This is a genomic window from Flavonifractor hominis (genome assembly GCF_040095835.1).
Taxonomy (GTDB): domain Bacteria; phylum Bacillota; class Clostridia; order Oscillospirales; family Oscillospiraceae; genus Flavonifractor; species Flavonifractor hominis.
Genome location: NZ_JBBMFT010000005.1, coordinates 43,482 through 65,692, shown reverse-complemented (window position 1 = coordinate 65,692; position 22,211 = coordinate 43,482). Strand labels below are relative to the sequence as shown.

Sequence of the window (22,211 nt, the reverse complement as noted above, 5' to 3'; positions counted from 1 at the left end):
GCTCAGCCCTCGGTCCGGGGCTTGTCGGACTTGGTGATGCGCCCCAGCACGAAGCCCACCACCCCCGCGCCGATGGCGGCCTGGAGGGCAAAGAGCAGGGACTCCACCTCGCCGCTGGCGGGCTCCAGGATGGGCTGGAACCAGGGCTCATAGTCGGGGTTGAGCTCCAGGATGGCCTCCTCCGCCTCGCCGTCGGCGCCGCCGAACTCGGCGTTGGGCAGCAGCCACAGGGGCGCGGCGGCGATGACCACCACCAGCAGGATCAAAATCAGGTTCTTCTGCCAAACTTTCATCGTCTTTCCCTCCTCACAGCACGGCCAGCTCTTGCAGCTCGGTCTTGCTGTACTTCTCCAGCACGTTGAAGATCACCACGGTGAGCAGCCCCTCGGCGATGGCCAGGGGGATCTGGGTGACAGCGAAGATGGTGAGGAATTTCACCATACCGCCGTTGATCACGCCCAGCTGGACGGAGGTGACCACATAGGTAAACAGATCGCCCAGAGCGGCGGCGGCAAAGACGGCCACGGCCGCAGGGGCCTTGGCCCGGCGCAGCAGCCGGTAGACCAGCCAGGACACGATGGGCCCGGCAATGGCCATGGAGAAGGTGTTGGCCCCCAGGGTGGTGAGGCCGCCGTGGGCCAGCAGTAGGGCCTGGAACAGCAGCACGATGAGCCCCAGCACGGTCATCACCAAAGGCCCGAACAGGATGGCCCCCAGGCCCACCCCGGTGGGGTGGGAGCAGGAGCCGGACACCGAGGGGATCTTCAGCGCCGAGAGTACGAAGGCAAAGGCCCCGCACATGGCCAGCAGGATCTTGGCTCTGGGGGCCTGCTCCACCTTCTTTTTGATGGCGAAGAAGCCGGCCACCACAAAGGGCACGCACACCGCGCCCCAGCCGATGGCCCAGCCCACAGGGAGCATGCCCTCGGCGATGTGCATGGCCGAGGCGTTCATCCCCAGCACACCCAGCAGGCCCACAAGCACGGCCATGGTCTGTACGGCTCTGGTTTTGGTCTGTCGTATCATGTTACTTCATCCTTTCCTATCACTCGTAGGTCGATGGCGGCGGACCGGGCAAGGTCTTCCGGCTTGAGCCTCTCTGCCGCCGTGCGTCTTCCCGGGCAAGCCCAGTGACATGGTGCGCGGCGGCTCTTCTCTTACGGCAGCGGGACTGCGCGGGACTTGCACCCGACTTCCCTTTTCCCGGCCCCTTACTATATAAACAGGCCCCTGGCCTGGGATCATACTCCGACCTGGGCTGCCCGGGCGTGGGCGACGAACCGGGCACGGATGCCGGGGTTGGCCCCCATGCCCCGCAGCACGCATCGCACCGCGTATCCCTCCGCCTCCAGTCGGGACTTCCAGGAGTCCGGCTCCGGTCCGGCCAGGTCGTTTTTGGCGTGGTCGCCCGCCACGATCATCAGCGGGCGCAGCTCCACCCGGTCCGCTCCCCGCTCCCGGACCCGGCGCAGGGTCTCCTCCAGGCCGGGGTAGCCCTCCACCGTGCCGATGATCACGTCCCGCCGGCCCAGATCGTGGAACACATACTCCAGCTGGGCATAGGCGGCGTTGGAGAAGTGGCCGGTGCCGTGGCCCATGTAGACCAGGGCGGTGTCCGCCCGCTCCGGCGGAAGTTCCTCCAGCAGGGCTTCAGCGGCGGCGTGGTAGTCCTCCGCGCTGGTGAGCAGCGGCCTGCCCAGGCGCAGCCGCGCAAAGCGCCCGGCGAAGGGGGCAGCCTGGGCGGCCAGTTTGTCGTACTCGTCCCCGTTGAGGATGTGGGTGGGCTGGATCACCACGTCGGTGCAGCCCTCCGCCGCCAGCGCCGTCAGGGCGGCGGGCACGTCATCGATGTGGGTGCCCTCCCGCTCCAGCTTGCGCAGGATCATGCCGCTGGTGAAGGCCCGGCGCAGGGTGCGCTCCGGGAAAGCGGCGGCCAGATCGGCCTCGATGGGGGTGATGTTCTCTTCCAGAGCATCCCTGTGGCTGGTGCCGAAGGACACCGCCAGAATGGCGCTTTGTCTCATCTTGCTGTCTCCTTTACTCCCGGGCGTTGTTGCTGGCCTGATAAATGAGGGCGTTGCAGATGGCGGCGGCGATGTTGCTGCCCCCCTTGCGGCCCCGGGCCACGATGTGGGGGGTGTCCATGGTGAGCAGCAGCTCCTTGCTCTCCACCACGTTGACAAAGCCCACCGGCACCCCGATCACCAGGGCAGGGGCCATCTTTCCCGCCTCGATCAGCTCGCAGGCCCGCACCAGGGCGGTAGGGGCGTTGCCAATGGCCAGGATGAGGGGGCCGGGCAGCGCCGCCGCCCGCTCCATGGACACGGTGGCGCGGGTCTCCCCCCGGGCCTTGGCCTCGGCGGCCACGTCCGGGTCGGACATGAAGCACACCGCTTTCCCGCCGAACTTCTCCAGCACCCGCTTGTTGACGCCGGAGAAGGCCATCTGGGTGTCGGTGACGATGGTGCAGCCGCCCCGGATGGCGGCGATGCCTTTTTCCACCGCGCCGGTGGAAAACACCAGGTTGTCGGCATAGTCAAAGTCGGCGCTGGTGTGGATGGCCCGCTTGATCACCGGCAGCTGGTCGGCGGGAAAGGTCCGCTCCCCCAGCTCCTGTGTGATGATCTCCATGCTCCGCTCTTCGATCTCTGCGGGAGCCACCCGCTGTAACTGGATCTTTTTCATATCATATCTCTCCGTTCAGGATGCGGTAAATCTGTTCCATATCCAGACTGGCCCGGAGACCCTCCGCCAGCTTGTCGTACTGCAGCTGGGCGTAGGCCTGCCAGTCCACGCTGGCCGCCTGCCGGTCCAGGCCCTTGGCGCGCAGCAGGCAATTCACCAGGGCGGCGGCGCACTCGGCCTTGTCGAAGATGCCGTGGACGTAGCAGCCCCACACGTTGCCGGCGGTGAGGCCGTCGGTGTGTGCCTCCCCGGTCTGGTCGGTAAAGCCCACCAGAGGCTGGGCGGTGCTGGCCGTGCGGCCCATGTGGATCTCGTACCCCTCAAAGGGCACGCCGCTCATAGCGGCAAAGATCCCCTCCGGGGCCTTAAAGGTTCCGCTCACCCGGGTGCGGGTCTTTTCCCCCTGGAAGACGGTCTCGGCGGGCAGCAGGCCCAGGCCCCTGAGGGTGCCGCCGCTCTCCACCCCGTCGGGATCGGAGACGGTCTGGCCCAGCATCTGATAGCCGCCGCAGATGCCCACCACCGCGCCGCCACGGGCGGCGTGCTTCAGGATGGCCCCCTCCAGGCCGCTCTGCCGTAGCCAGCGCAGGTCGTCCATGGTGTTCTTGGTGCCGGGGAGGAGGATAAGGTCGGGGTTCCCCAGCTCTTTCACGCTGCCCACATACCGGAGGGTAACCTCGTCCATCCGCTCCAGGGGATTGAAGTCGGTAAAATTACTGAGCCGGGGCAGGCGGATGACGGCGATGTCCACCAGACCTACTTTTCCGCTCTTGGACAGGCGGCTGGACAGGGAGTCCTCATCGTCCACATCCACGTCCAGCATGGGCACCACGCCCAGCACCGGCTTGCCGGTCAGCTGTTCCAGCTGGCCCAGACCGGGGCGGAGAATTTCCACATCGCCCCGGAATTTGTTGATAATTAAGCCGCGGATCAGCTCCTGCTCGTCCGGTTCCAGCAGCTTCACCGTGCCGTAGAGGGAGGCGAACACGCCGCCTCGGTCGATGTCCCCGCACAGCAGCACCGGGGCCTTTGCCCGCTTGGCCATGCCCATGTTGACGATGTCATCCTGCTTCAGGTTGATCTCCGCCGGGCTGCCCGCCCCCTCGATGACGATGATGTCGTACTCCGCCGAGAGGGACTCATAGGCGGCCATCACCTCGGGTATGAGGGTCTTGCGGTAGTGGAAGTACTCCCCCGCCGGCATGGTGCCCCGGGGCACCCCGTTGACAATGACCTGGGAACCCACATTGCTGGTGGGCTTGAGCAGGATGGGGTTCATCCGGGCGTCGGGGGCCACTCCGGCGGCCTCGGCCTGCACCACCTGGGCCCGGCCCATCTCCAGGCCGTCCGGGGTGATGGCGGAGTTGAGGGCCATATTCTGGGACTTGAAGGGGGCCACCTTGTAGCCGTCCTGTTTGAAGATGCGGCACAGGCCCGCCGAGAGCAGGGACTTGCCCGCGTTGGAGGCGGTACCCTGGAGCATGATCGCCTTTGCCATCACAGCACCTCTTTCAGGGCGGCCAGCAGCCGCCGGTTTTCTTCCCTGTCCCGTACGCACACCCGGTACCAGTCGGGCCCCAGGTTGTGGTAGTTGGCGCAGGAGCGGATCAGAATGCCCCGTTGGAGCAGTGTTTCCTTTAAATCCGGTACATTTTTCAATTGGAACAACAGATAGTTGGCCTGGGAGGGCACCACCTGACACCCCAGCTCCCCCAGCCCCGCCGCCAGGATGAGCCGCTCCCGGACCACCAGGGTCCGGGCCCCCTCCGGCCAGTGGGGGCAGCGGGTGAAGGCAGCGGTTCCCGCCGCCTGGGCGGGAGCCGACACGCTCCAGGGCTGGGCACACCCGCTCAGCCGCTCCAGCAAGGCGGCATCCGCCGACAGGCCGTAGCCCAGCCGCAGCCCAGCCATGGCATAGCTCTTGGTGAAGGCCCGCAGGAGGAACAGGTTGGGGAACTCCGTTAAGTAAGGGGCCAGGCCCTTCCCGCCCCCGTCGGAGAGGGGGAGGAAGCACTCATCCACCACCAGGACAGCCCCCACTGTCTCACACTTGCGGGCGATCTCCAACAGCAAATCGGTGGAAATGAGCCGCCCGGTGGGGTTGTTGGGGGTGCAGAGGAACACCAGCTCGGTCCCGGGGACGATGGTCTCCAGAAATCCCTCGTCCAGGTCGAAGCTTTTGGCCCGGTCCAGTGCGTACCGCTCCACCTGACAGCCTACGCAGGTGAGGGCCCCCTCATACTCGGAAAAGGTGGGGGCGGTGAGCAGCGCCTTTTGGGGCTGGAGGGCGAAGGCCAGCCGAAAGATGAGGTCGGCGGCTCCGTTGCCGCAGATGATCCGCTCCGCCTCCACCCCGTCGTGGGCGGCGATGGCCTGCCGCAAAACCCGGCACAGGGGGTCGGGGTAGGCCTCCCCATCGGCGGAGGCGGCGGCCTGCCGTACCTCCGCCGGCATCCCAAGGGGATTTAAATTGGTGGAAAAATCCAATACCGGCCCGCCGTAACGGCTCCGGGCGGTGAGCAGGTCCCCGCCGTGGGTGTATGCAGCCATGGTTTGTCTCTCCTTTACGGGAACAGCAGCACCAAAAGGGGCACGCCGCAGAAGATAAGCAGGGCGAAAAAGGCGGTGGCGTACAGGATGCGCCCCGCACGCAGGATGTCCAACGGCTCGATGGGCCGCTGGTCGTCTCCAATGTAGGGCTTTTCCACCCGCTTGCCAAAGTAGTAGTTGGGTCCCGCCAGACGGAGCTGGAGGGCGCCGGCACAGGCGGCCTCGGTGTGGGCGGAGTTGGGGGACTTGTGGTTTTTCCGGTCCCGCCGGAAGATCCGCCAGGCGTTTTTGCCGTCGTATCCCGTCGCCACCGCCCCCAGACACATGAGGGCTCCGGCGATGCGGGCGGGAATGAAGTTTAAGATATCGTCCCATTTGGCCGCGGCCCGGCCAAAGTAGAGATATTGGTCGTTCTTGTAGCCCACCATGGAGTCCATGGTGTTGGCCGCCTTGTAGAACATGCCCAGGGGAGCCCCGCCGATGGCCAGAAAGATGAGGGGGGCGATGACGCCGTCGGAGGCGTTCTCCGCCACCGTCTCCACCGCGGCACGGGCCACGCCCGCCTCGTCCAGGCTGGCGGTGTCCCGGCCCACGATCATGGACACGGCGTACCGGGCCTGGTCCAGGTCCCCGGTCTTGAGGGCATCGTATACTTTGCGGCTCTCATCCGCCAGGGATTTGGTGGCCAGCAGCTGATAGCTCAGCAGGCTCTCCGCCGCCAGGGCCAGCCAGGGGCTCACCTGCCGGCAGGCCCACAGCAGCGCCACGGTAAGACCGGTGGGGATGAACAGCGTCAAAAGCACCAGCACCACGCCCCCAACCAGCTCCCCTGCGTGGGACTTGGGAAAGAGCCTGCGCAACAGTCTTTCCAGAGCGGCGATGAGGGCCCCCATGGCCCGCACCGGGTGGGGGGCCCAGTGGGGGTCCCCCAGCAGCAGATCCAGGCAGAAGCCGATCAACAAGGCCAGCAGATGACCGACTCCCCAGCTCATCCCTTGTACTCCTCCAGCACCGTCAGCTCCAGGGTGTCGGGGTCGAGCGACACGCGGAAGCCGCCGCAGTTGGGGCACATCCAGCCGTAGTACTCCCGCACCGGGCGGCCGTACTTGCTCAAAAGGCCCATGAGGGCGCCGCCGTGGGACACCACGCCCACCCGCTCATAGCCGTGGGCGGCGGCGTCCGCCGTCAGCTTCTCAAGGCCGACGGATACCCGGTCCACCACCTGCTGGGCCGTCTCCCCCACCGGCATGGCGGCAAAGTTCAGGTGGTCGCCGGACTGGCCGATCCAGGCCTGATAGAGGGGGTCGTCCTTCAGCTCCTCGTGGTTTTTCCCCTCGAAGGGGCCGAAGTCGCTCTCCCGCAGCTCGTCGATCACCGTCATCTCCGTCCCCTGCCAGAGCAGCTGGGCCGTCTGGCGGCAGCGGGTCAGGGGGGAACGGTAGATGTGAGCCACCCGGGGCAGGGTGGGTCCCACCTTCCGTGCCAGTTCTTCCCCCTGGGGGGCCAGGGGCATGTCCAGGGTACCCACAAACCGCTTTTCCAGGTTGCCCTGGGTGGTACCGTGCCGAATGAGGATCAGTTCCATGTTGAAGGATCTCCTTTCAGGGTCATGGGCAGGCCGCAGAAAATGCGTTCCACCCGCTGCGCCCGTTTGGCCAGGCGGCAGCACAGCCGTCCCACCTGCTCCCGCCAGGTCCGCTGGGCCGGGTCCATGGGCACCACGCCGCAGCCCACCTCGTCGCAGATGAGGATAATGTCAGGATTGGCGGAGAGCAGCGCCTCCTCGTCCAGGTCGGGCCAGAGCTCCAGCCCGTCAAAGATGGGCAGGGTCTGGGCCTCCTCCGGGGTGTGGGCCACCTGGTCGGGGGAATATCCGGTCTGTTGCAGCACATAGTCCAGTTTGCCCTGGGCCGCGCCGCCGATGATGAGGATCATAGCACCGCCTCCAATTTCTGTACCAGCACCACCGCCAGCACCATGGCCAGCTCGCAGCTCTGGAGGAAAAAGCCCGCCAGGTCCCCGGTGACCCCGCCGAACTGCCGGGCGCTCATCACCCGGTAGTAGAGGCAGGCCAGCCCCGCCCCCAGCAGGGCGGCCCCGCCGGTGACGGGGGAGAGCCCCAGCAGGACGGCAGCGCACACAATTATCCAGAGCACCAGCACCAGGCGGGCTTTTACCGTGTCCATGGGTGCCGTAAAGGTGGCCAGCATCCCGGTGCCCCGGGCGTTGGGCAGGGTGACGGCAAACAGGCCCGACAGGCTGCGGGACAGCACCGGGCCCAGGGTCAGCACCAGGGCGGCCCGTCCCGCCGCCTCCACCTCGCACCAGAGGGCGAAGAACACCAGCAGGTAGAGCGCGCAGCAGATGATGGCAAAGGCCCCGGTGTGGGAGTCCTTCAAAATCTCCAGCTTCCGCTCCCGGCTCTGGTGGGAGGACAGGGCGTCGCAGGTGTCGCAGAAGCCGTCCAGGTGGATGCCGCCGCTGAGGGCGATGGGGATGAGCAGGGCGACGGCTCCGAACAGGGCGGGGCCGATGTGCAGAACCTGCGCCAGGGCCATCCAGCCCCACAGAACAAGGCCGATGGCCACCCCCACCAGAGGGAAAAAGCACAGGGCCCAGGACAGGGCCTTTTTCTCCCAGTCCACCCTGGGCATGGGGATTTTGGAGTACATGGCAAAGGCGATAATCAAACTTTTCAAGGTTTCGCTTCCTTCCAGGCCACGGGGATCCCGCACACCACTTCATAGACCTGATCCGACCGGGCGGCGATGGCCCGGTTCAGGTCGGCCAGCAATTCCAGATAGGCGGCGGTCTCCGGGTCGTAGCGCACCCCGTCGGAGAAGAGCTCATTGGTGACCACCACCAGCAGCCCCGCCCGGGCGGCGGTCTGTTCGATGCCCGCCAGCACCCGGTCAAAGGCCGCCTTCCCGCCCCCAACCGGGGCAAAATATTCGTTGGCGCTCAGGTTGGACAAATCCTCCAGCAGCACCGCGCTGCCGGCCGGCACCTCCAGCCGGTCCAGGCCGGTGGGACACTCCAGGGTGGCAAAGCCCTTCCCCGCGCGCATCTGCCGGTGGCGCTCCACCCGGCGGACGCTCTCGATGTCCCACACCTGCATGGTGGCCAGATACATGCGCTCGCTGAGGCCGGAGGAGACCACCAGCCCCTCGGCAAATTCCGACTTACCGCTGCCCGACCCGCCGGAGACCAGAATCAGCATGGCGTTTCCTCCTGTTTCCAAATAGGTGCACAACACACCTTAGAGGCCGATTTTGCATCCAGGGGGAAGCATTCCCCCCTGGAATTATGTCAATGGCTGATAGGCCTCAATATCCGTGGCCTCGAAGGTGGTCATCTCCCGGTACACTGCCAGGCCCATGTCCAGCAGAGGCATCACCGCCACCGCGCCGGTGCCCTCGCCCAGCCGCATGCCGGCGTAGAGGAAGGGCTCCAGGCCCAGCTCGGCGAGCACCAGCTTGCTGGCCGGCTCGTCGGAGGCGTGGGAGCCCAGCATGTAATCCGTGCAGGCGGGGCAGAGCCGGGCGGCGATGAGGGCGGCCACCGAGGAGATGAACCCGTCCACCAGCACCGGCACATGGCAGAGCGCCCCGCCCAGGAACACCCCGGCCAAACCCGCCAGATCCAGGCCGCCCACCTTGCTGACCACATCCAGAGGGTCGGCGGGGTCGGGCTGGTTGAGGGCGATGCCGGTCTCGATGGCGTGGATCTTGCGCACCAACCCCTCGCTGGACAGGCCCGCCCCCCGGCCGGTCATATCCACCGGCTCCCGGTTCAGGAATACGCAGGCCACGGCGGAGGAGGTAGTGGTGTTGCCGATGCCCATCTCCCCGGTGCCCAGGAGCTTGACGCCCTTGGCGCACAGGTCTTTGGCGATCTCCACGCCGGTGAGCACCGCCCGCTCCGCCTCCTCCCGGGTCATGGCGGGACCCTGGGTCAGGTCGGCGGTGCCCCGGCGGATGTTTTTCTGCAAAATCCGCTCACCCTTGAGGGGCGTGGCCGTGCCGATGTCCACCGGCACCACCTCCGCCCCGGCGTGGCGGGCCATGGCGCACACGCTGGTGTCGCCGGAGGACATGTTCTCCGCCACGATGGCGGTGACCTCCTGTCCGGTCTGGGTGACTCCCTGGGCTACCACGCCGTTATCGGCGCACATTACCACCACCGCCCGCTTGGAGATATCTACATTGGGGGTGCCCATCATGGCCGCCATGCGGATGACGGCGTCCTCCAAAGCACCCAGGCTGCCCAGGGGCTTGGCGATGGAGTCCCAGCGGGCCTTGGCCGCGGCGGCGGCCTTCTGGTCGGCGGGGGTAATGGAACGTACCACTTCTTCCAGTGTCATAGCGATTCCTCCTGATATAGTGAAATACCCAGAAAAATAGCAAAGCTATTTTTCTGGCGGGCACGGCCCGCCCGCGTGTACAACACGCGGTATTTAACTATGAAATGCAAACTAAGACCGCTGACAGCGGTCTGCTGCGGCATATTTGCTGCAGCACCTGAAAAGAATTGAAATTCTTTTCAGGTCGTTTGATTATGGCGGCGGGCCGCCGCTACAAAATGACGGGCCAGCTCGGGCCTGGCCCAGAAATGGAAGTGGGGAAATCCGGCGTACAGCGTCGGGGTATGAAAGGCGCAGTCCCAGCCCCGGTCGCTCTGGGGCTTCTGGGCGCGGAAGTCGGTCCCGGGGGCGGTACTATCCCAGTAGTGGAACTCGTGGGCGGGGAACGCTTCCCCCGCCCGGCACAGCAGGCCGTCGGTCTGAGCCGTCAGAGTGACGTACCCGAACCGGCCCAGCCTGCCGGTGTTGCGGGCCGCGGCGGGAAACACCCCCGCCATGGGCCAGGCTTTTCCTTCCCCGTCCGCCAGGGTGTCCTGAAGGTACAAAAATCCGCCGCACTCGGCCACCGTGGGCATACCACCTGTGACGGCGGCATGGACGGCCCGCCGCATGGGGGCGTTGTCCGCCAGGGCCCGGGCAAACAGCTCCGGGTAGCCGCCCCCCAGATAGAGGCCGCAGGCGCCCTGGGGCAAGTCCTCGTCCTCCAGGGGGGAGAACTCCACCAGTCTGGCCCCCATCTGCTCCAGCAGCTCCAGGCCGTCGGCGTAGTAGAAGCAGAAGGCCTTGTCGCGGGCCACCGCGATGACGGGCTGTCCCTCCACCGGCTCCGGCAGGTCCACCGGCTTGGGATTCAGGGCCGGGGCGGAGGCGGCCAGAGCCAGCAGGCCGTCCAGATCCAGACTCTGTTCCGCCTGGGCTGCCAGCTTGCGGAGCTTTTCCTTCAAACCGGCCACCTCGCTGGCGGTGACCAGCCCCAGGTGGCGGCTCTCCAGGGCGCAGTCGGGCAGATTGGGCAGGTAACCGTATACGGTAAGGCCGGTCTCGGCCTCGATGCACGCCTTTAACCGGGGGTAGAGCATGGGGGACACCCGGTTCAAGATCACGCCCCGGATGCCGCTGTCCGGCCGGAAGGTCTGCATACCGTGGACCGCCGCCGCCAGGGTGAGGGCGCTGCCCCGGCCGTCCAGCACCAGCACCGCCGGAGTTTCCGTGACCCGGGCCAGGTGATAGGCGCTGGCCTCATGGCTCATAGCGATGCCGTCGTAGTAGCCCATGACCCCCTCGATGAGGGCCAGGCCGGACCCGGCGCTGTTTTGCTCCAGCAGGTACCGGGTCTTATCCTCGCCCAGGAAGAAGAGGTCCAGGTTCCGGCTCTTGGCCCCGATGATCTCGCTGTGGAACATGGGGTCAATATAGTCCGGGCCGCACTTGAAGGCCACCGGGTTCCGCTCCCGGTTCACCAGGGCCTGGAGGACGGCGCAGGTCACGGTGGTCTTGCCCCCTCCGCTGGCGCTGGCGCACAGCAGCAACCGGGGGGCGCTCATACCCGCCCCTCCCCGGAGAAGATCCACACCGGGTTCTGGGCGTCCATCAGGTGATAGCGGCCCGCCTGCCGAGTGCGGGTGGCGGACACCTGCACCATGTCGGCCCCCTCCAGATTGGCGAAGAGGGCGGCCGCCTGGGCCACCGTCTCCAGGGTCACGGCGGTACACACCACCCGGGCGGCGGGATTTTTCTCAAAGATGACCTGCAAGACCGCCCCCAGCTCCCCGGAGGTGCCGCCGATGAAGACCCGGTCGGGTGCGGGCAGATCCTTCAGGGCCTCCGGGGCGGTCCCCCGCACCACGGTCAGATTGGCGGCGTTGAAGCGGGCCTTGTTCTCCTCCAGCAGGGCCGCGGCCTCCTCCTTCTTCTCCACGGCGAAGACCCGCCCGGCGGGACAGGAGAGGGCGCACTCCACCGACACCGAGCCGGTGCCCGCCCCCACGTCCCACACCACGCTGTCCGCGTTCAGCCGCAGCTTTGAAAGGGAGAGGGTGCGCACCTCCTCCTTGGTCATGGGCACGTCACCCCGCAAAAATGCGTCGTCGGGCAGGCCGGAGCCGTTCCAGGGACGCTCCACCGGGGCGGGGTTGACCGCCAGCAGCACGGCCAGGTCGGCAAATACCTCCCCCGCCAGCTCCGCGGCGGTGCCGGTGACGATCCGCTCGTCGGAGTAGCTGAGCCGCTCCCCCACCGATACCTCCACGTTCCCCAGGCCACGGTCGGTCAGCTCCCGGCAGATGTCCTGGGCTTTCGTATTCCCTCCGGTGAGGGCGAAGGTGCGGGCGTTGCGCTGGATTTCCCCCACCACGTTGTGGCTGCGGCCGTGGGCGCTGACGATCTTCACGTCCTGCCAGTCGGTGTGGAGCTTGGCGCAGAAGTAGCTCAGCGACGAGATGCCCGGCAGGGTAATGACCTCATGTTCCCCCAGCAGGGCCCACAGCTTTTTGGCCCCGCTGTAAAATCCGGTGTCCCCGGACAGGAGGACGCCGATAGGCCCCTCCCCCTTCTGCTTGTCGATATACTCCGCGATGTCGGCCCCGGCGATGAGGGGCACGCAGTCGTGGCTCTCGGACCAGCTCTCCAGCAGCCGGGGGGCTCCCACCAGCACGGGACAGGCGCGGATAGCCTCCAGGGCCCCCAGAGTCATGACCTCGGGATTGCCCATGCCCACCCCGATGAGATAGACTTTCATGTCGCTTCCTCCCCCAGCATTTGTTTGAGTTCCTCCAGGGTATAGCCGGTCTCCCGACTGGGCCGCTCCACCACCAGCAGGGCGCACCCCGCCTCACGGGCGGCCTCCGCCTTTTCCCGGAACCCGCCGTAGCCCCCGGTGTCCTTGGTCACCAGGGTCCTGATTTTATATTGCTTCAAAAGGGCCACATTCAGCTCTTTGGAGAAGGGCCCCTGCATGCAGATGATGTGTTTGGGCGGAAAGCCCAGCTCCAGGCAGCGCGCCAGGGAGTCCGCCATGGGCAGCACCCGGGGACAGCACCGCTCCACCAGGCCGGGCCGGGCGAAAGCGTCCAGCTCCTTGCTGCCGGTGGTGAGCAGTACATTGCCCTCCAGCCCCTCCAGCAGTTCCGCCGCCTCCGCCATGCTCCCGGCCCGGAGGCACCCGTCCTCCCCGTCGGACCGGCGCACCAGCCGGAGCCGGGGCAGGCCCGCCGCCTCCGCCGCCGCTTTGATGTTGGCCGTGACCTCCACGGCGTAGGGGTGGGTGGCGTCCACCACGTGGGTGAAGGGCCGGGATGCCATGAGCTGTTCCATCCCCTCCCGGTCCAGGCGGCCCACATGGGCCTCGCTTTCCGGGGGCAGGAGGGTCTCGCCGTACTCGGTGGCCACGCACACCAGGGTCGGGATGCCCCGCTCCAGCAGCCACCCGGCCAGTTCCCGGCCCTCGGCGGTGCCGCCAAAGAGCAGAATCTTCATCTCACTCCCCCCGCTGGAGGTAGCCCCGGGGGGTGACCATTTTTCCGCTCAGCACCTTGGTCTGGCTGTTGCCGATGAACACGGTGGTGAACATATCCACCTGGGTGTCCCGCAGCTGGGCCAGTGTGAGGAGCTGCCCCTCTTCCCCCTCCCGGCCGATGTTGCGGACGGTGCCGCACACGGTGTCGGGGGCCTTCTCTCGCAGCAGGATGTCGCAGGCCCGCCGGAGGTAGTCCGGCCGGCTTTTGCTGGAGGGGTTGTAGAGGCAGATCACAAAGTCCGCCTGGGCGGCGGCGCTCAAACGCTTCTCGATCTTCTCCCAGGGGGTGAGCAGGTCGGACAGGGAGATCACCGCAAAGTCGTGAGTCAGGGGGGCTCCCAGCACGGCGGCCCCGCCGCAGGCGGCGGTGATGCCGGGCACCACTTCGATCTCGATGGGGTCGTACTCCTGGGCCACCTCGTAAATGAGCCCCGCCATACCGTACACCCCGGAGTCCCCGGAGCACACCACCGCCACGTCCTTGCCGGTGAGGGCGGCCTCCACGGCGGCCCGGCAGCGGTCCACCTCCCGGCGCATGCCGGTGGAGAGCACCGCTTTCTCCGGGAAATCCGGCCGGACCAGCTCGATATAAGCGGTATAGCCCACGATGAGATCGCACCCCTCCAAAGCCGCTCTGGCCCGGCCGGTGAGGTCGGCCCCGCCGCCGGGACCCAGTCCGATGACCGTTACTTTCATAGTATCTTCCTTCCCGCCACCGCCACGGTGACGCCGTTTTTTGCCTGTTTGGGCACCAGGATGGCCCCGCCTGCCCGCACGGCCGCCCGCTCGCACACATTGTCCACTCCGGTGACCCCTTTTACGAAGGCCGAGGGGGTGAAGTCCCCCTCGGCGGCCGCCAGCTCCGCGGCCGAATAAACCGACAGGGGCAGGTGGTGGGCGGCGCAGAAGTCCAGCAGGCCGGGCTCGTTCTGTTTCAGATCAATGGTGGCCACCCGGACCACCGCCTGCGGCTCATACCCCGCCAGGGCGGCAGACACCGCCTCCTCAATGGCCGCCTGGGGCGTCCCCCTCTTGCAGCCGATGCCTAAAATCAATCCTTTGGGAGCCAGACGCAGGGTACGGTCAAAGGGGCCCTCCCCGGTTTTCCAGGTGACCCACACCCCGATTTCCGCCGTTCCCTCAGTGAGGCCCTCCGGACAACCGTGGCCGAAGTCGCTGGCAAAGCCCACGCCCTTTCCTTCCAGCAGGGCGGCGGACACCTCTTTGGCCAGCACCCGGTCGGTGAGGACCATGTCCCGCTCCCTGGCCCACACGTCCACGGCGAACAGGCCGTTGACGTCGGTGGCGGTGGAGATCGCCGCCTGGCCACCGGTGAGTGCCGCCACCCGGAGGGCCAGTGCATTGGCCCCTCCCACGTGGCCGGAGAGCAGTGCAACGGCAAACCGCCCCGCCTCGTCCACACTGACCACGGCGGGGTCGGTAAATTTATCCTTCACATGGGGGGCGATGGCCCGGACGGCGATGCCGCAGGCACCCACAAAGAGGAGGGCGTCCTTTTCCCCCCACATCCGGGTGGTCCAGTCCGCCAGGCTGTCGTAGGCCTCCGCCCCCACCTCACCGGCAAACCGGGCGGGGACGTGGAGGGATGCGTTCAGCCCCTCCGCCAGAGTTTTCCCCAGCGCCGCCCCCCGGCGGGTGAACGCGATGACCGCCGCTGTCACTGGCTTGCCTCCCGGAATTCATGGGTAAAGGTGGGGTCATACAGCTTGGACCGTTCGTATTTTTCCCCAAGGAAATTACCAATTGTAATCAACGCTGTCTTGGTGACCTTGTTCTCCCGGGCGGTTTGGGCCAGTGTGGACACGGTGCAGCGGTACACTTTTTCCTCCGGCCAGGTGGCCTTGTACACGATGGCCGCCGGAGTGTCGGGTGGATAGCCGCCCGCCGCCAGCTCTTTTTCCACATCCTCCAGCAGTCCGGTGGACAAAAAGAGCACCATGGTGCAGCCGTGGGAGGCCATCTTCCGCAGCTGCTCCCCCTCGGGCACCGGGGTGCGGCCCGCCATGCGGGTGATGATAACCGACTGTGATACGTCGGGCAGAGTATACTCTGCGCAAAGGGCGGCGGCGGCCCCGGAGAAGGAGGACACGCCGGGGGTCACGTCGTAGGAGATGCCCAGCTTATCCAGTTCGTCCATCTGCTCCCGGTGGGCGCCGTAGAGGGAGGGGTCGCCGGTGTGGAGCCGGACAGTGGTTCCGCCGTTTTCCTCGGTGGCCTTCATGACGGCGATCACTTCCTCCAGGGTCATCCTGGCGCTGTCATACACCTGACAGCCCTCTTTTTTATAGTCCAGCAGGGCGGGGTTGACCAGGGACCCGGCGTAGATGATCACGTCGGCCTCCCCCAGCAGCCTGGCCCCCCGGACGGTGATGAGGTCGGCCCCGCCGGGGCCCGCGCCGATGAAATGTACCATATCTTCCTCCTATCCCCGGTGGAGGGCCAGCAGCCGGTCCGCCCCCGATGTCTTTGCTAACAGTCCATATTGATTGGAGAAGAAAACCGCCTGGATCTCCAACTCCGGCCCCGCCCGATGGCGGAGCTGCTCCTCCAGGGCCGCCCCGATGGAGGCCATCACCGGCTCCAGCAGGCCGGCATCCTTTAACAGCTCCACCCCCGCGTCGGTGGTGGGGCTCCGGAACAAGGCCCGCAGCAGCTCCGGCGAACCGCCCGCCAGGGCGGCGTGGGCGGTGAGGGTCTCCCGCCGCCCGTCGGCCACGGCGGAGTGGGTGTTCATGCTCCCGGCGGCCACTTTGATGAGCTTGCCCAGGTGCCCCACCAGCAGCAGGGAGGAAAAGCCCAGAGCGGCGGCATGGTCGATGGCGTGGCCCACGTAGTTGCTGCAGGTGCAGCGGTGGGTCAGGTCCAGGCCCAGGGTCTGGCGGGCAAAGGCGTCCCCGTAGTTGCCGGGGGTCATCAGCAGGTCGGTCACCCCGGCGGCCTTTGCCATGTCCTGTTCCAGATACAGCGAGTCGATGAGGGCGGCCTCGCTCATGGGCCGGACGATGCCGCTGGTGCCCAAAATGGAGATGCCCCCCTCAATGCCCAGCCGGGGGTTGAAGGTGCGCTGGGCCAGCTTCTCCCCCTCCGGCACGGAGATGGTCACCGCCAGTCCTCCCCCATAGTCTGCCCCGGCCATGACCTGTTTCACCATGCGTTCGATCATCCGCCGGGGGGTGGAGTTGATGGCGGCCTGCCCCACCGGCTGATCCAGGCCGGGCCGGGTCACCCGGCCCACCCCTACGCCGCCGTCGATGGTGACGCCGGGGGTATCCCTCCGCTCCACCCGGGCGCAGATCAGGGCCCCGTCGGTGACGTCCGGGTCGTCCCCCCCGTCCTTCCGGACGGCGCAGGCGGCCCAATCCCGTCCGGCGGCGTGGTCCAGCAGCTCGGCCTCCACCGTGATGCCGGCGGGGGTTTCCACCCGGACGGCGGGCAGCGTCTCCCCGGTGAGGAGCAGCCGGGCGGCTCCGGCGGCGGCGGCCGCGGCGCAGGTGCCGGTGGTATAGCCGCAGCGCAGCTTTTCCTTCCCCACAGGGAGGTAGACCTCCAGTTTCGCCATGCCGCACCCTCCTTTCAAAAGGAAAAGCCCTCCCGTGAATGAGGGAGGGCCTTTGTCCAGGACCTGCCGCACCTCTCCACCTCAGAGCTACGCAAACGCCCCCTGCAGTGGGTCTCCTGGCTTGCGCTTCCTCCTCCGGCGCGCCTTCTCAGCCCTTATGGGCCAATGGCTTGTGCGCCTTCGTCCACGCTTACAGTAGAGGTAAGACTGCGCCGGATTTTCACCGGCTTCCCCGTGCGGCAATGCCGCGGCTGCAGGTGCTTTCAATTTTGCCTGATCATTATATCAGTTCGACGGAAAAAAGTAAAGGTAAAGCGGATGATTCTGCCGTTTTTCACAAGGCTCACTCGTGGAGCTTGCCAGCGATCAGCATGGGCACAAAGAGCCCCAGTGCCGCCCCCAGGGTGAGCCACAGCCTGCCATCAGCCCACACCTCAGGTGCAACCCACTGCAGAAACAGGTAGAGCAGGGGGAACACCACCGGCGTGAGGAGCAGCCACCAGCGGGCGGCCCCCATCAGGTGCGGCCAGTTCCGGTTGCTGATGCGCACCCCGGCCAGGTTCATCCGGAAGGGCCCGCTGCTGAAGGAGCTGATGTGGTTCTGGTCGTAATAGGCGGGCAGCACATCCGGGGCGAACAGGCAGACCCAGGCCCCGAAAAGCAGGCACAGCCCCTCCACGGTCCCCAGGTCATTCCACAGCACCGGCCAGGAAAAGCCCGCCTGCCGCAGCACCAGCAGCTCAAGCAGCGTCAGCGCCGCCGACAGCGCGAACAGGACGCCCCGCTGCCTCCGGTCCTGCCACTTCTGCTGCCGCTGGGTACCGGAGAGCTCCAGGGAGCTTGTCACCAGTTCCTCCACCTGGTCCACCGGCAGGCTTTCCGCCGCCAGCCGCTCTCCCCGGAGCAGCTCGGTCACCGTCACCCCCAGGTTCTCCGCCAGCGGGGTGAGCAGGGCGATGTCGGGCAGGCTCAGCCCCCGCTCCCACTTGCTCACCGCTTTATCCGACACATAGAGCCGCCCGGCCAGTTCCTTCTGGGTCAGCCCCTTTTCTTTCCGCAGTTGCACCAGGAAGGCCCCAAAGGCCTCCCGGTCGATCTCAAACATAGACACGTCCTCCTTCCTCCCGCTATTTTAGGCCCGTCGGGGCAGATCTGGCAACCGACCAGCGGTAGAGTAGAGCAAAAACGTGCCGCGGAAGGGCCTTCCGCGGCACGTTTTTCAGCGTTCCATTACAAAATTGGTCAGCAGCACACCGTGGCGCTCCACCTGCTGCTCCTTTACCACCCGCCAGCCCCGCTTCTCAAAAAAGGGCTTGGCGGTGCGGGAGGCGTGGGTGAGCCTGGCACCAGCCAGGGCGTCGCACAGGGCCGTGGCCACGCCCCGGCCCTGGTAATCCTTGTGGACGTACAGCCGGTCCAGATAGCCCCCCTCGGCCAGATCGGCAAAACCTATAAGGACCCCATCCTCCTCCGCCACCAGGGTGGTGTGGGCCAGGAAGGAGGCGTCCCAGGCCGCCAGATCCACCTGTCCGTCGGCCCAGGCGTCCAGCTGTTGCCGGGTATAGTCCCGGGCGTTGACGGTGTGGACTGTGTCATAAAACAGCTGGGCCAAGACCGGGCAGTCGGCGCTGCGGTAAGTTCTCAGGTGCATGGCTCACCTCCGCCGGCGCAGGCGGCGGCCCCGCTCCAGCAGTGCCTCCCCCTGGGCGAACAGCCCCAGCATCAGGCGCATCACCGTATAGGACACGCCCAAAAAAGTCAGCAGAATCAGGGTGCTCTGGACGGTGAGGGGACTCAGGCCAAAGCTGTTGCCGAAGCAGAAGATGGCCACGGCCGACGCGGCGGCCATGGCGCCCCAGACCACCCGCCGCTTCCAGTCGAAGGGCTGGCACACGTCATAGAGCACCAGCAGGCCGATGAACACCAGCAGGATGGCCGAGATGGTGGACAGTTCGTTTTCCGTAAAGCCGAAGGCCAGATAGAAGGCCTCCACTCCCAGCACCACGAACAGGTCGGTGAGCCCGCCCGGCAGGGCCGAGCGGAACACATTGGCCAAAAACTTGCCCCGCACCAGGCCGTGGTTGGGCTCCAGAGCCAGGAAGAAGGAGGGCACACCGATGGTGACCGCGCTGAGGAAGGACAGCTGCAGGGGGGTCACCGGGTAGGGGAAGGTGGCAAACAGGGAGATGATGGCCAGCAGGAAGGAGAAGATGTTCTTCACCAGGTAGAGGGCCGCGGCCCGCTGGATGTTGTTGATGACCCGCCGGCCCTCGGCCACCACCCGGGGCATGGCGGAAAAGTCGGAGTTGAGCAGCACCAGCTGGGCGGCATGGCAGGCGGCCTCCGACCCGGAGGCCATGGCGATGCCGCAGTCGGCATCCTTCAGGGCCAGCACGTCGTTGACGCCGTCTCCCGTCATGGCCACGGTGTGGCCCTGGCGCTGGAGGGCGCGGACCAGCTTGCGCTTCTGGTTGGGGGTGACCCGGCCGAACACCGTGTACTCCCGGACGGCCCGCTCGATGGCGCTGTCGCTCTGGAGGGTGGCGGCGTCCACGTACTTCTCCGAGCCCTCGATGCCCGCCTGGCGGGCCACTTCGGAGACGGTGACCGGGTTGTCGCCCGAGATGACCTTCACCGCCACCCCCTGCTCGGCAAAGTAGCGGAAGGTCTTGGGGGCCGCCGGACGCACCCGGTTGGACAGGGCCACCAGGGCCATGGGGCACACCCGCCGCGGGTCCAGTCCCGCCGGGTCGGGCGTGCCGTTGTACTCGGCCACCAGCAGCACCCGGTAGCCCTTGGCCGACCAGGGGTCCACCGCCTCCTTCAGGTCGGCGTACCGCCCGCCCATGATGAACTCGGGCGCGCCCACCAGAAAGGCGCCGTGGCCGGGAAAGACCGCCGCGCTCCACTTGGTGGCGGAGGTGAAGGGGATGGTCTGCTGGGCATGCCATACCGACCGGCCGTGGAACTTGCGCTGCATGGCCCGGGCGGTGTCGTTGTCGGCCTCCATCACGTGATAGAAGGCGTCCAGCGTCTCGGTCACCACCGTCTGGGCGTATTTCTCCTCGTCCAGGTACACCACCTCGCCCACCTCCATCTGGGGCTCGGTGATGGTACCCGTCTTGTCCACGCACAGCACGTCCACCCGGGCCAGGGTCTCGATGCAGTTCATGTCCTGGGCCAGCACCTTGCCCTGGGCCAGGCGGATCATGCTCACCGCCAGGGCCACGCTGGTCAGCAGGTAGAGCCCCTCGGGGATCATGCCGATGAGGGCGGCCACCATGGAGACCACCGCCTCCTGAGCGGTGCGCTCCAGAAAGACGAATTCCTTGACGAACAGGGCCACCCCGATGGGGATGAGCAGGATGCCGATGATGCGGATGAGCTTGTCCAGGGAGGACATCATCTCGCTCTTGCCTACGGTGACGTCCTTTTTGGCCTCCAGGGTGAGGCGGGCGGCGTAGGACTCCGCCCCCACCCGGTCCAGCCGGGCCCGGCACCGCCCGGCCACCACGAAGGAGCCGGAGAGCAGCTCATCCCCCGGCTGCTTCACAATGGCGTCGGCCTCACCGGTGATGAGGGCCTCGTTGACCTGCACCTGGCCGGAGAGAACGGTAGCGTCGGCGGGGATCTGGTCGCCCGAAGCGAACTCCGCCACGTCGTCCCGCACCAGCTGGGCCGATGGGACCGACATAAGGCTCCCCTCCCGCACCACGTTGGCCCGGGGCGCGGCCAGCAGATTGAGCTTGTCGATGGTCTGCTTGGAGCGCAGCTGCTGGAGAATGCCGATGCCCGTGTTGGCCGCCGCGATGAGCAGGAAGAGCATGTCGTCAAAGGACCCCACCGCGATGAGCAGGGCCGCCAGCACCACAAAGATGAAGTTGAAGAAGGTGCACACGTTCTCCCGCACGATCTCCCGGACGCTCTTGGTGGGGGACTCCACCGGGTCGTTGGCCCAGCCGTTCTGCTGCCGTTCCCGGACCTGGTGCTGGTTGAGCCCCTGCTGCGGGTCGGCGCTCACCCGGGGGACCTCCCGCCGGGGGCGGGGAGCCGGGGCCGGAGCCGGTGCTTTGCGTGCCTGTTTGCCTTTCATGCTTCCGCCTCTGTCTTCTTTCGAATGATATGATTTGATGGATATTATAGTAGATTCCGCTGTATGGGACAAGGGAGTGACAGAAAAATTTACCGTTTTTTCATACCTGTCGGTTTTCCCGGTCTACCGCCCGGCCTTTCCCGCTATACTGGAGAGAAAGGAGGCCGCGCCCATGCCATCCAAACCGGACAAATCCCAGACCGCCGTCCGCCTGGCCCTGTGCGGGGCGGCGGCGGCCGGACTCTACGCCGCGGCGTGCCGGCTGCCCCCGCTGGAGCCCTACCGCCCCTGGCTGGAGGAGCACAAGATGGAGGCCATCGCCCTGGCTGCCGCCGCCTTGTTTCTCCTGTCCCTGGCGGTGCTCCCGCCGGAGGAGGGGGAGCATCCGCCCGAGCCGGACGGCGGAGCCTGCGACGGCTATGAACGAACGGAGGACCTGCTGTAAAGCGGGTCCTCCGTTTTGCTTACTGAAAGCGGGGCAGCAGCGCCGCGCCGATGAGGCCGGCGTCATTGCCCAGCACCGCCCGCACCAGCCGGGTGCGGCGGACGTCGTTGCGGGCGTAGTCCTCCCGGTCGAGGATGGCGCGCACCGGAGCCAGCAGGGTCTCCCCCTGGGCGGAGGGACCGCCGCCGATGCACAGCACCTCCGGCTGGAAGATGTTTACCAGGCTGGCCACCCCGCAGCCCAGATAGTCCACGTACTCGCCGATGACCGCGCCCGCGGCGGCATCCCCCCGGGCGGCAGCGTCAAAGGGGGTGCGCCCGTTCACCCCGTCCAGGCCGCCGGAGAGCTGCCACAGCAGGGAGTCCGGGTGCTCCTGCATCGCCTGCCGGGTGCGCTTGATGAGGGCGGTAGCGGAGCAGTAGGCCTCAAAGCAGCCCTTCCGCCCGCAGGTGCAGGGCCGGCCATTGTGCTCAATGACAAAGTGGCCCACCTCCAGCCCAGCGTGGTTAAAGCCGGTGTAGAGCCGGCCGTCCAGCACGGCGCCGCCTCCCACCCCGGTGCCCAGGGTGATGGCCACCATGGACTGACTGCCCTTGCCCGCCCCGGCGGCATACTCCCCCAGGGCGGCGGCGTTGGCGTCGTTTTCCAGCCAGACCGGTTTGTTCAGCCGCCGGGCCATCAGTTCCGACAGGGGCACGTTGCGGAAGTCCAGGTTGGACCAGTAGCGCACCAGCCCCGCCGCCGGGTCCACCGTCCCGGGGGAGCCGATGCCCACGCTCTCCACCTCGGCCAGCTCCACCCCGGCGGCCTGGGCGGCGGCCCGGGAGGCCGCGGCCATCTGGTCGGCCACCTGCTCGGCCGGCACGCCTCTGGGGGTGGGCAGACTGGCCTTGCCCAGGATGGTCCCCGCTTCCTCCACGATGGCGGCCGCCACGTTGGTGCCGCCCAGATCGATGCCCAAATACCTCATCGTTCCGGCCT

General features: G+C 66.9%; 24 protein-coding genes and 2 riboswitches. Of the genes, 1 reads left to right on the top strand and 23 read right to left on the bottom strand.

The annotated features are described in order from the left end of the window. Positions 1 to 2: 2 nt before the first annotated feature. The 22 genes from WMO45_RS09535 to WMO45_RS09430 form a co-directional block, all read right to left on the bottom strand. Positions 3 to 293, bottom strand: a complete 291-nt coding sequence (locus WMO45_RS09535) for an energy-coupling factor ABC transporter substrate-binding protein (RefSeq protein WP_349140462.1) — start codon at positions 291 to 293, stop codon at positions 3 to 5. A gap of 13 nt (positions 294 to 306) precedes the next feature. Beyond that, positions 307 to 1,026 (bottom strand): energy-coupling factor ABC transporter permease, encoded by a 720-nt coding sequence (locus tag WMO45_RS09530; protein ID WP_435387685.1) that lies wholly within the window; start codon positions 1,024 to 1,026, stop codon positions 307 to 309. A 30-nt stretch (positions 1,027 to 1,056) separates the two neighbouring features. Further along, positions 1,057 to 1,249: riboswitch (cobalamin riboswitch) on the bottom strand. After that, positions 1,242 to 2,024, bottom strand: a complete 783-nt coding sequence (locus WMO45_RS09525) for a sirohydrochlorin cobaltochelatase (RefSeq protein ID WP_349140460.1) — start codon at positions 2,022 to 2,024, stop codon at positions 1,242 to 1,244. Its footprint overlaps the riboswitch before it by 8 nt. A gap of 13 nt (positions 2,025 to 2,037) precedes the next feature. Continuing rightward, on the bottom strand, positions 2,038 to 2,685 hold the full coding sequence (locus WMO45_RS09520) for a precorrin-8X methylmutase (protein ID WP_349140458.1): 648 nt from the start codon (positions 2,683 to 2,685) through the stop codon (positions 2,038 to 2,040). Position 2,686: 1 nt separating this feature from the next. Beyond that, positions 2,687 to 4,183, bottom strand: a complete 1,497-nt coding sequence (locus tag WMO45_RS09515; protein WP_349140457.1) for a cobyric acid synthase — start codon at positions 4,181 to 4,183, stop codon at positions 2,687 to 2,689. After that, positions 4,183 to 5,235: a threonine-phosphate decarboxylase CobD gene (gene cobD / locus WMO45_RS09510; protein WP_349140456.1), complete on the bottom strand. Its 1,053-nt coding sequence runs from the start codon at positions 5,233 to 5,235 to the stop codon at positions 4,183 to 4,185. The genes WMO45_RS09515 and cobD overlap by 1 nt, the downstream gene beginning before the upstream one ends. A gap of 14 nt (positions 5,236 to 5,249) precedes the next feature. Next, a complete protein-coding gene (cbiB, locus tag WMO45_RS09505; protein WP_349140455.1) occupies positions 5,250 to 6,227 on the bottom strand; it encodes an adenosylcobinamide-phosphate synthase CbiB in 978 nt (325 codons plus the stop codon). Next, entirely contained in the window at positions 6,224 to 6,820 is a 597-nt protein-coding gene (locus WMO45_RS09500; RefSeq protein ID WP_349140453.1) for a histidine phosphatase family protein, read from the bottom strand. Before WMO45_RS09500 ends, cbiB begins: the two co-directional genes overlap by 4 nt. Continuing rightward, positions 6,811 to 7,170 (bottom strand): bifunctional adenosylcobinamide kinase/adenosylcobinamide-phosphate guanylyltransferase, encoded by a 360-nt coding sequence (locus WMO45_RS09495; protein WP_349140451.1) that lies wholly within the window; start codon positions 7,168 to 7,170, stop codon positions 6,811 to 6,813. Before WMO45_RS09495 ends, WMO45_RS09500 begins: the two co-directional genes overlap by 10 nt. After that, positions 7,167 to 7,934, bottom strand: a complete 768-nt coding sequence (locus tag WMO45_RS09490) for an adenosylcobinamide-GDP ribazoletransferase (RefSeq protein ID WP_349140449.1) — start codon at positions 7,932 to 7,934, stop codon at positions 7,167 to 7,169. The genes WMO45_RS09495 and WMO45_RS09490 overlap by 4 nt, the downstream gene beginning before the upstream one ends. Beyond that, positions 7,931 to 8,455, bottom strand: coding sequence for a bifunctional adenosylcobinamide kinase/adenosylcobinamide-phosphate guanylyltransferase (locus tag WMO45_RS09485; RefSeq protein ID WP_349140447.1), 525 nt, complete (start codon positions 8,453 to 8,455; stop codon positions 7,931 to 7,933). Before WMO45_RS09485 ends, WMO45_RS09490 begins: the two co-directional genes overlap by 4 nt. An 84-nt stretch (positions 8,456 to 8,539) precedes the next feature. Further along, positions 8,540 to 9,598, bottom strand: a complete 1,059-nt coding sequence (gene cobT, locus WMO45_RS09480) for a nicotinate-nucleotide--dimethylbenzimidazole phosphoribosyltransferase (RefSeq protein ID WP_349140445.1) — start codon at positions 9,596 to 9,598, stop codon at positions 8,540 to 8,542. 179 nt (positions 9,599 to 9,777) lie between these two features. Next, a complete protein-coding gene (locus WMO45_RS09475; RefSeq protein WP_349140443.1) occupies positions 9,778 to 11,142 on the bottom strand; it encodes a cobyrinic acid a,c-diamide synthase CobB in 1,365 nt (454 codons plus the stop codon). Beyond that, positions 11,139 to 12,335 carry a precorrin-6y C5,15-methyltransferase (decarboxylating) subunit CbiE gene (gene cbiE / locus WMO45_RS09470; protein ID WP_349140442.1) on the bottom strand — a complete coding sequence of 399 codons (1,197 nt, stop codon included), beginning with the start codon at positions 12,333 to 12,335 and terminating at the stop codon, positions 11,139 to 11,141. Before cbiE ends, WMO45_RS09475 begins: the two co-directional genes overlap by 4 nt. Further along, a complete protein-coding gene (gene cobK, locus WMO45_RS09465; protein WP_349140441.1) occupies positions 12,332 to 13,072 on the bottom strand; it encodes a precorrin-6A reductase in 741 nt (246 codons plus the stop codon). The genes cbiE and cobK overlap by 4 nt, the downstream gene beginning before the upstream one ends. 1 nt (position 13,073) lies before the next feature. Continuing rightward, positions 13,074 to 13,808, bottom strand: coding sequence for a precorrin-3B C(17)-methyltransferase (gene cobJ, locus WMO45_RS09460; protein ID WP_349140440.1), 735 nt, complete (start codon positions 13,806 to 13,808; stop codon positions 13,074 to 13,076). Then, entirely contained in the window at positions 13,805 to 14,794 is a 990-nt protein-coding gene (locus WMO45_RS09455) for a cobalt-precorrin 5A hydrolase (RefSeq protein ID WP_349140438.1), read from the bottom strand. Before WMO45_RS09455 ends, cobJ begins: the two co-directional genes overlap by 4 nt. After that, the gene (gene cobM / locus WMO45_RS09450; RefSeq protein ID WP_349140437.1) at positions 14,791 to 15,546 is read right to left on the bottom strand and encodes a precorrin-4 C(11)-methyltransferase; all 756 of its coding nucleotides are present in this window, start codon (positions 15,544 to 15,546) and stop codon (positions 14,791 to 14,793) included. Before cobM ends, WMO45_RS09455 begins: the two co-directional genes overlap by 4 nt. A gap of 9 nt (positions 15,547 to 15,555) precedes the next feature. Beyond that, complete coding sequence (gene cbiD, locus WMO45_RS09445; RefSeq protein WP_349140436.1) at positions 15,556 to 16,692, bottom strand: cobalt-precorrin-5B (C(1))-methyltransferase CbiD; 1,137 nt, start codon at positions 16,690 to 16,692, stop codon at positions 15,556 to 15,558. An 89-nt stretch (positions 16,693 to 16,781) separates the two neighbouring features. Continuing rightward, positions 16,782 to 16,963: riboswitch (cobalamin riboswitch) on the bottom strand. Positions 16,964 to 17,035: 72 nt separating this feature from the next. Next, the gene (locus WMO45_RS09440; RefSeq protein ID WP_349140435.1) at positions 17,036 to 17,797 is read right to left on the bottom strand and encodes a helix-turn-helix domain-containing protein; all 762 of its coding nucleotides are present in this window, start codon (positions 17,795 to 17,797) and stop codon (positions 17,036 to 17,038) included. A gap of 114 nt (positions 17,798 to 17,911) precedes the next feature. Then, positions 17,912 to 18,343, bottom strand: coding sequence for a GNAT family N-acetyltransferase (locus WMO45_RS09435; RefSeq protein ID WP_349140434.1), 432 nt, complete (start codon positions 18,341 to 18,343; stop codon positions 17,912 to 17,914). Positions 18,344 to 18,346: 3 nt separating this feature from the next. Then, positions 18,347 to 20,785, bottom strand: coding sequence for a cation-translocating P-type ATPase (locus WMO45_RS09430; protein WP_349140433.1), 2,439 nt, complete (start codon positions 20,783 to 20,785; stop codon positions 18,347 to 18,349). A gap of 172 nt (positions 20,786 to 20,957) precedes the next feature. Between WMO45_RS09430 and WMO45_RS09425 the strand changes: the two genes are divergently transcribed. Then, positions 20,958 to 21,230, top strand: a complete 273-nt coding sequence (locus WMO45_RS09425; protein ID WP_349140432.1) for a hypothetical protein — start codon at positions 20,958 to 20,960, stop codon at positions 21,228 to 21,230. Between the two features lie 19 nt (positions 21,231 to 21,249). Here WMO45_RS09425 and WMO45_RS09420 read toward each other — a convergent pair whose 3' ends face one another. Next, positions 21,250 to 22,200 carry an ROK family protein gene (locus WMO45_RS09420; protein ID WP_349140431.1) on the bottom strand — a complete coding sequence of 317 codons (951 nt, stop codon included), beginning with the start codon at positions 22,198 to 22,200 and terminating at the stop codon, positions 21,250 to 21,252. Positions 22,201 to 22,211 lie beyond the last annotated feature (11 nt).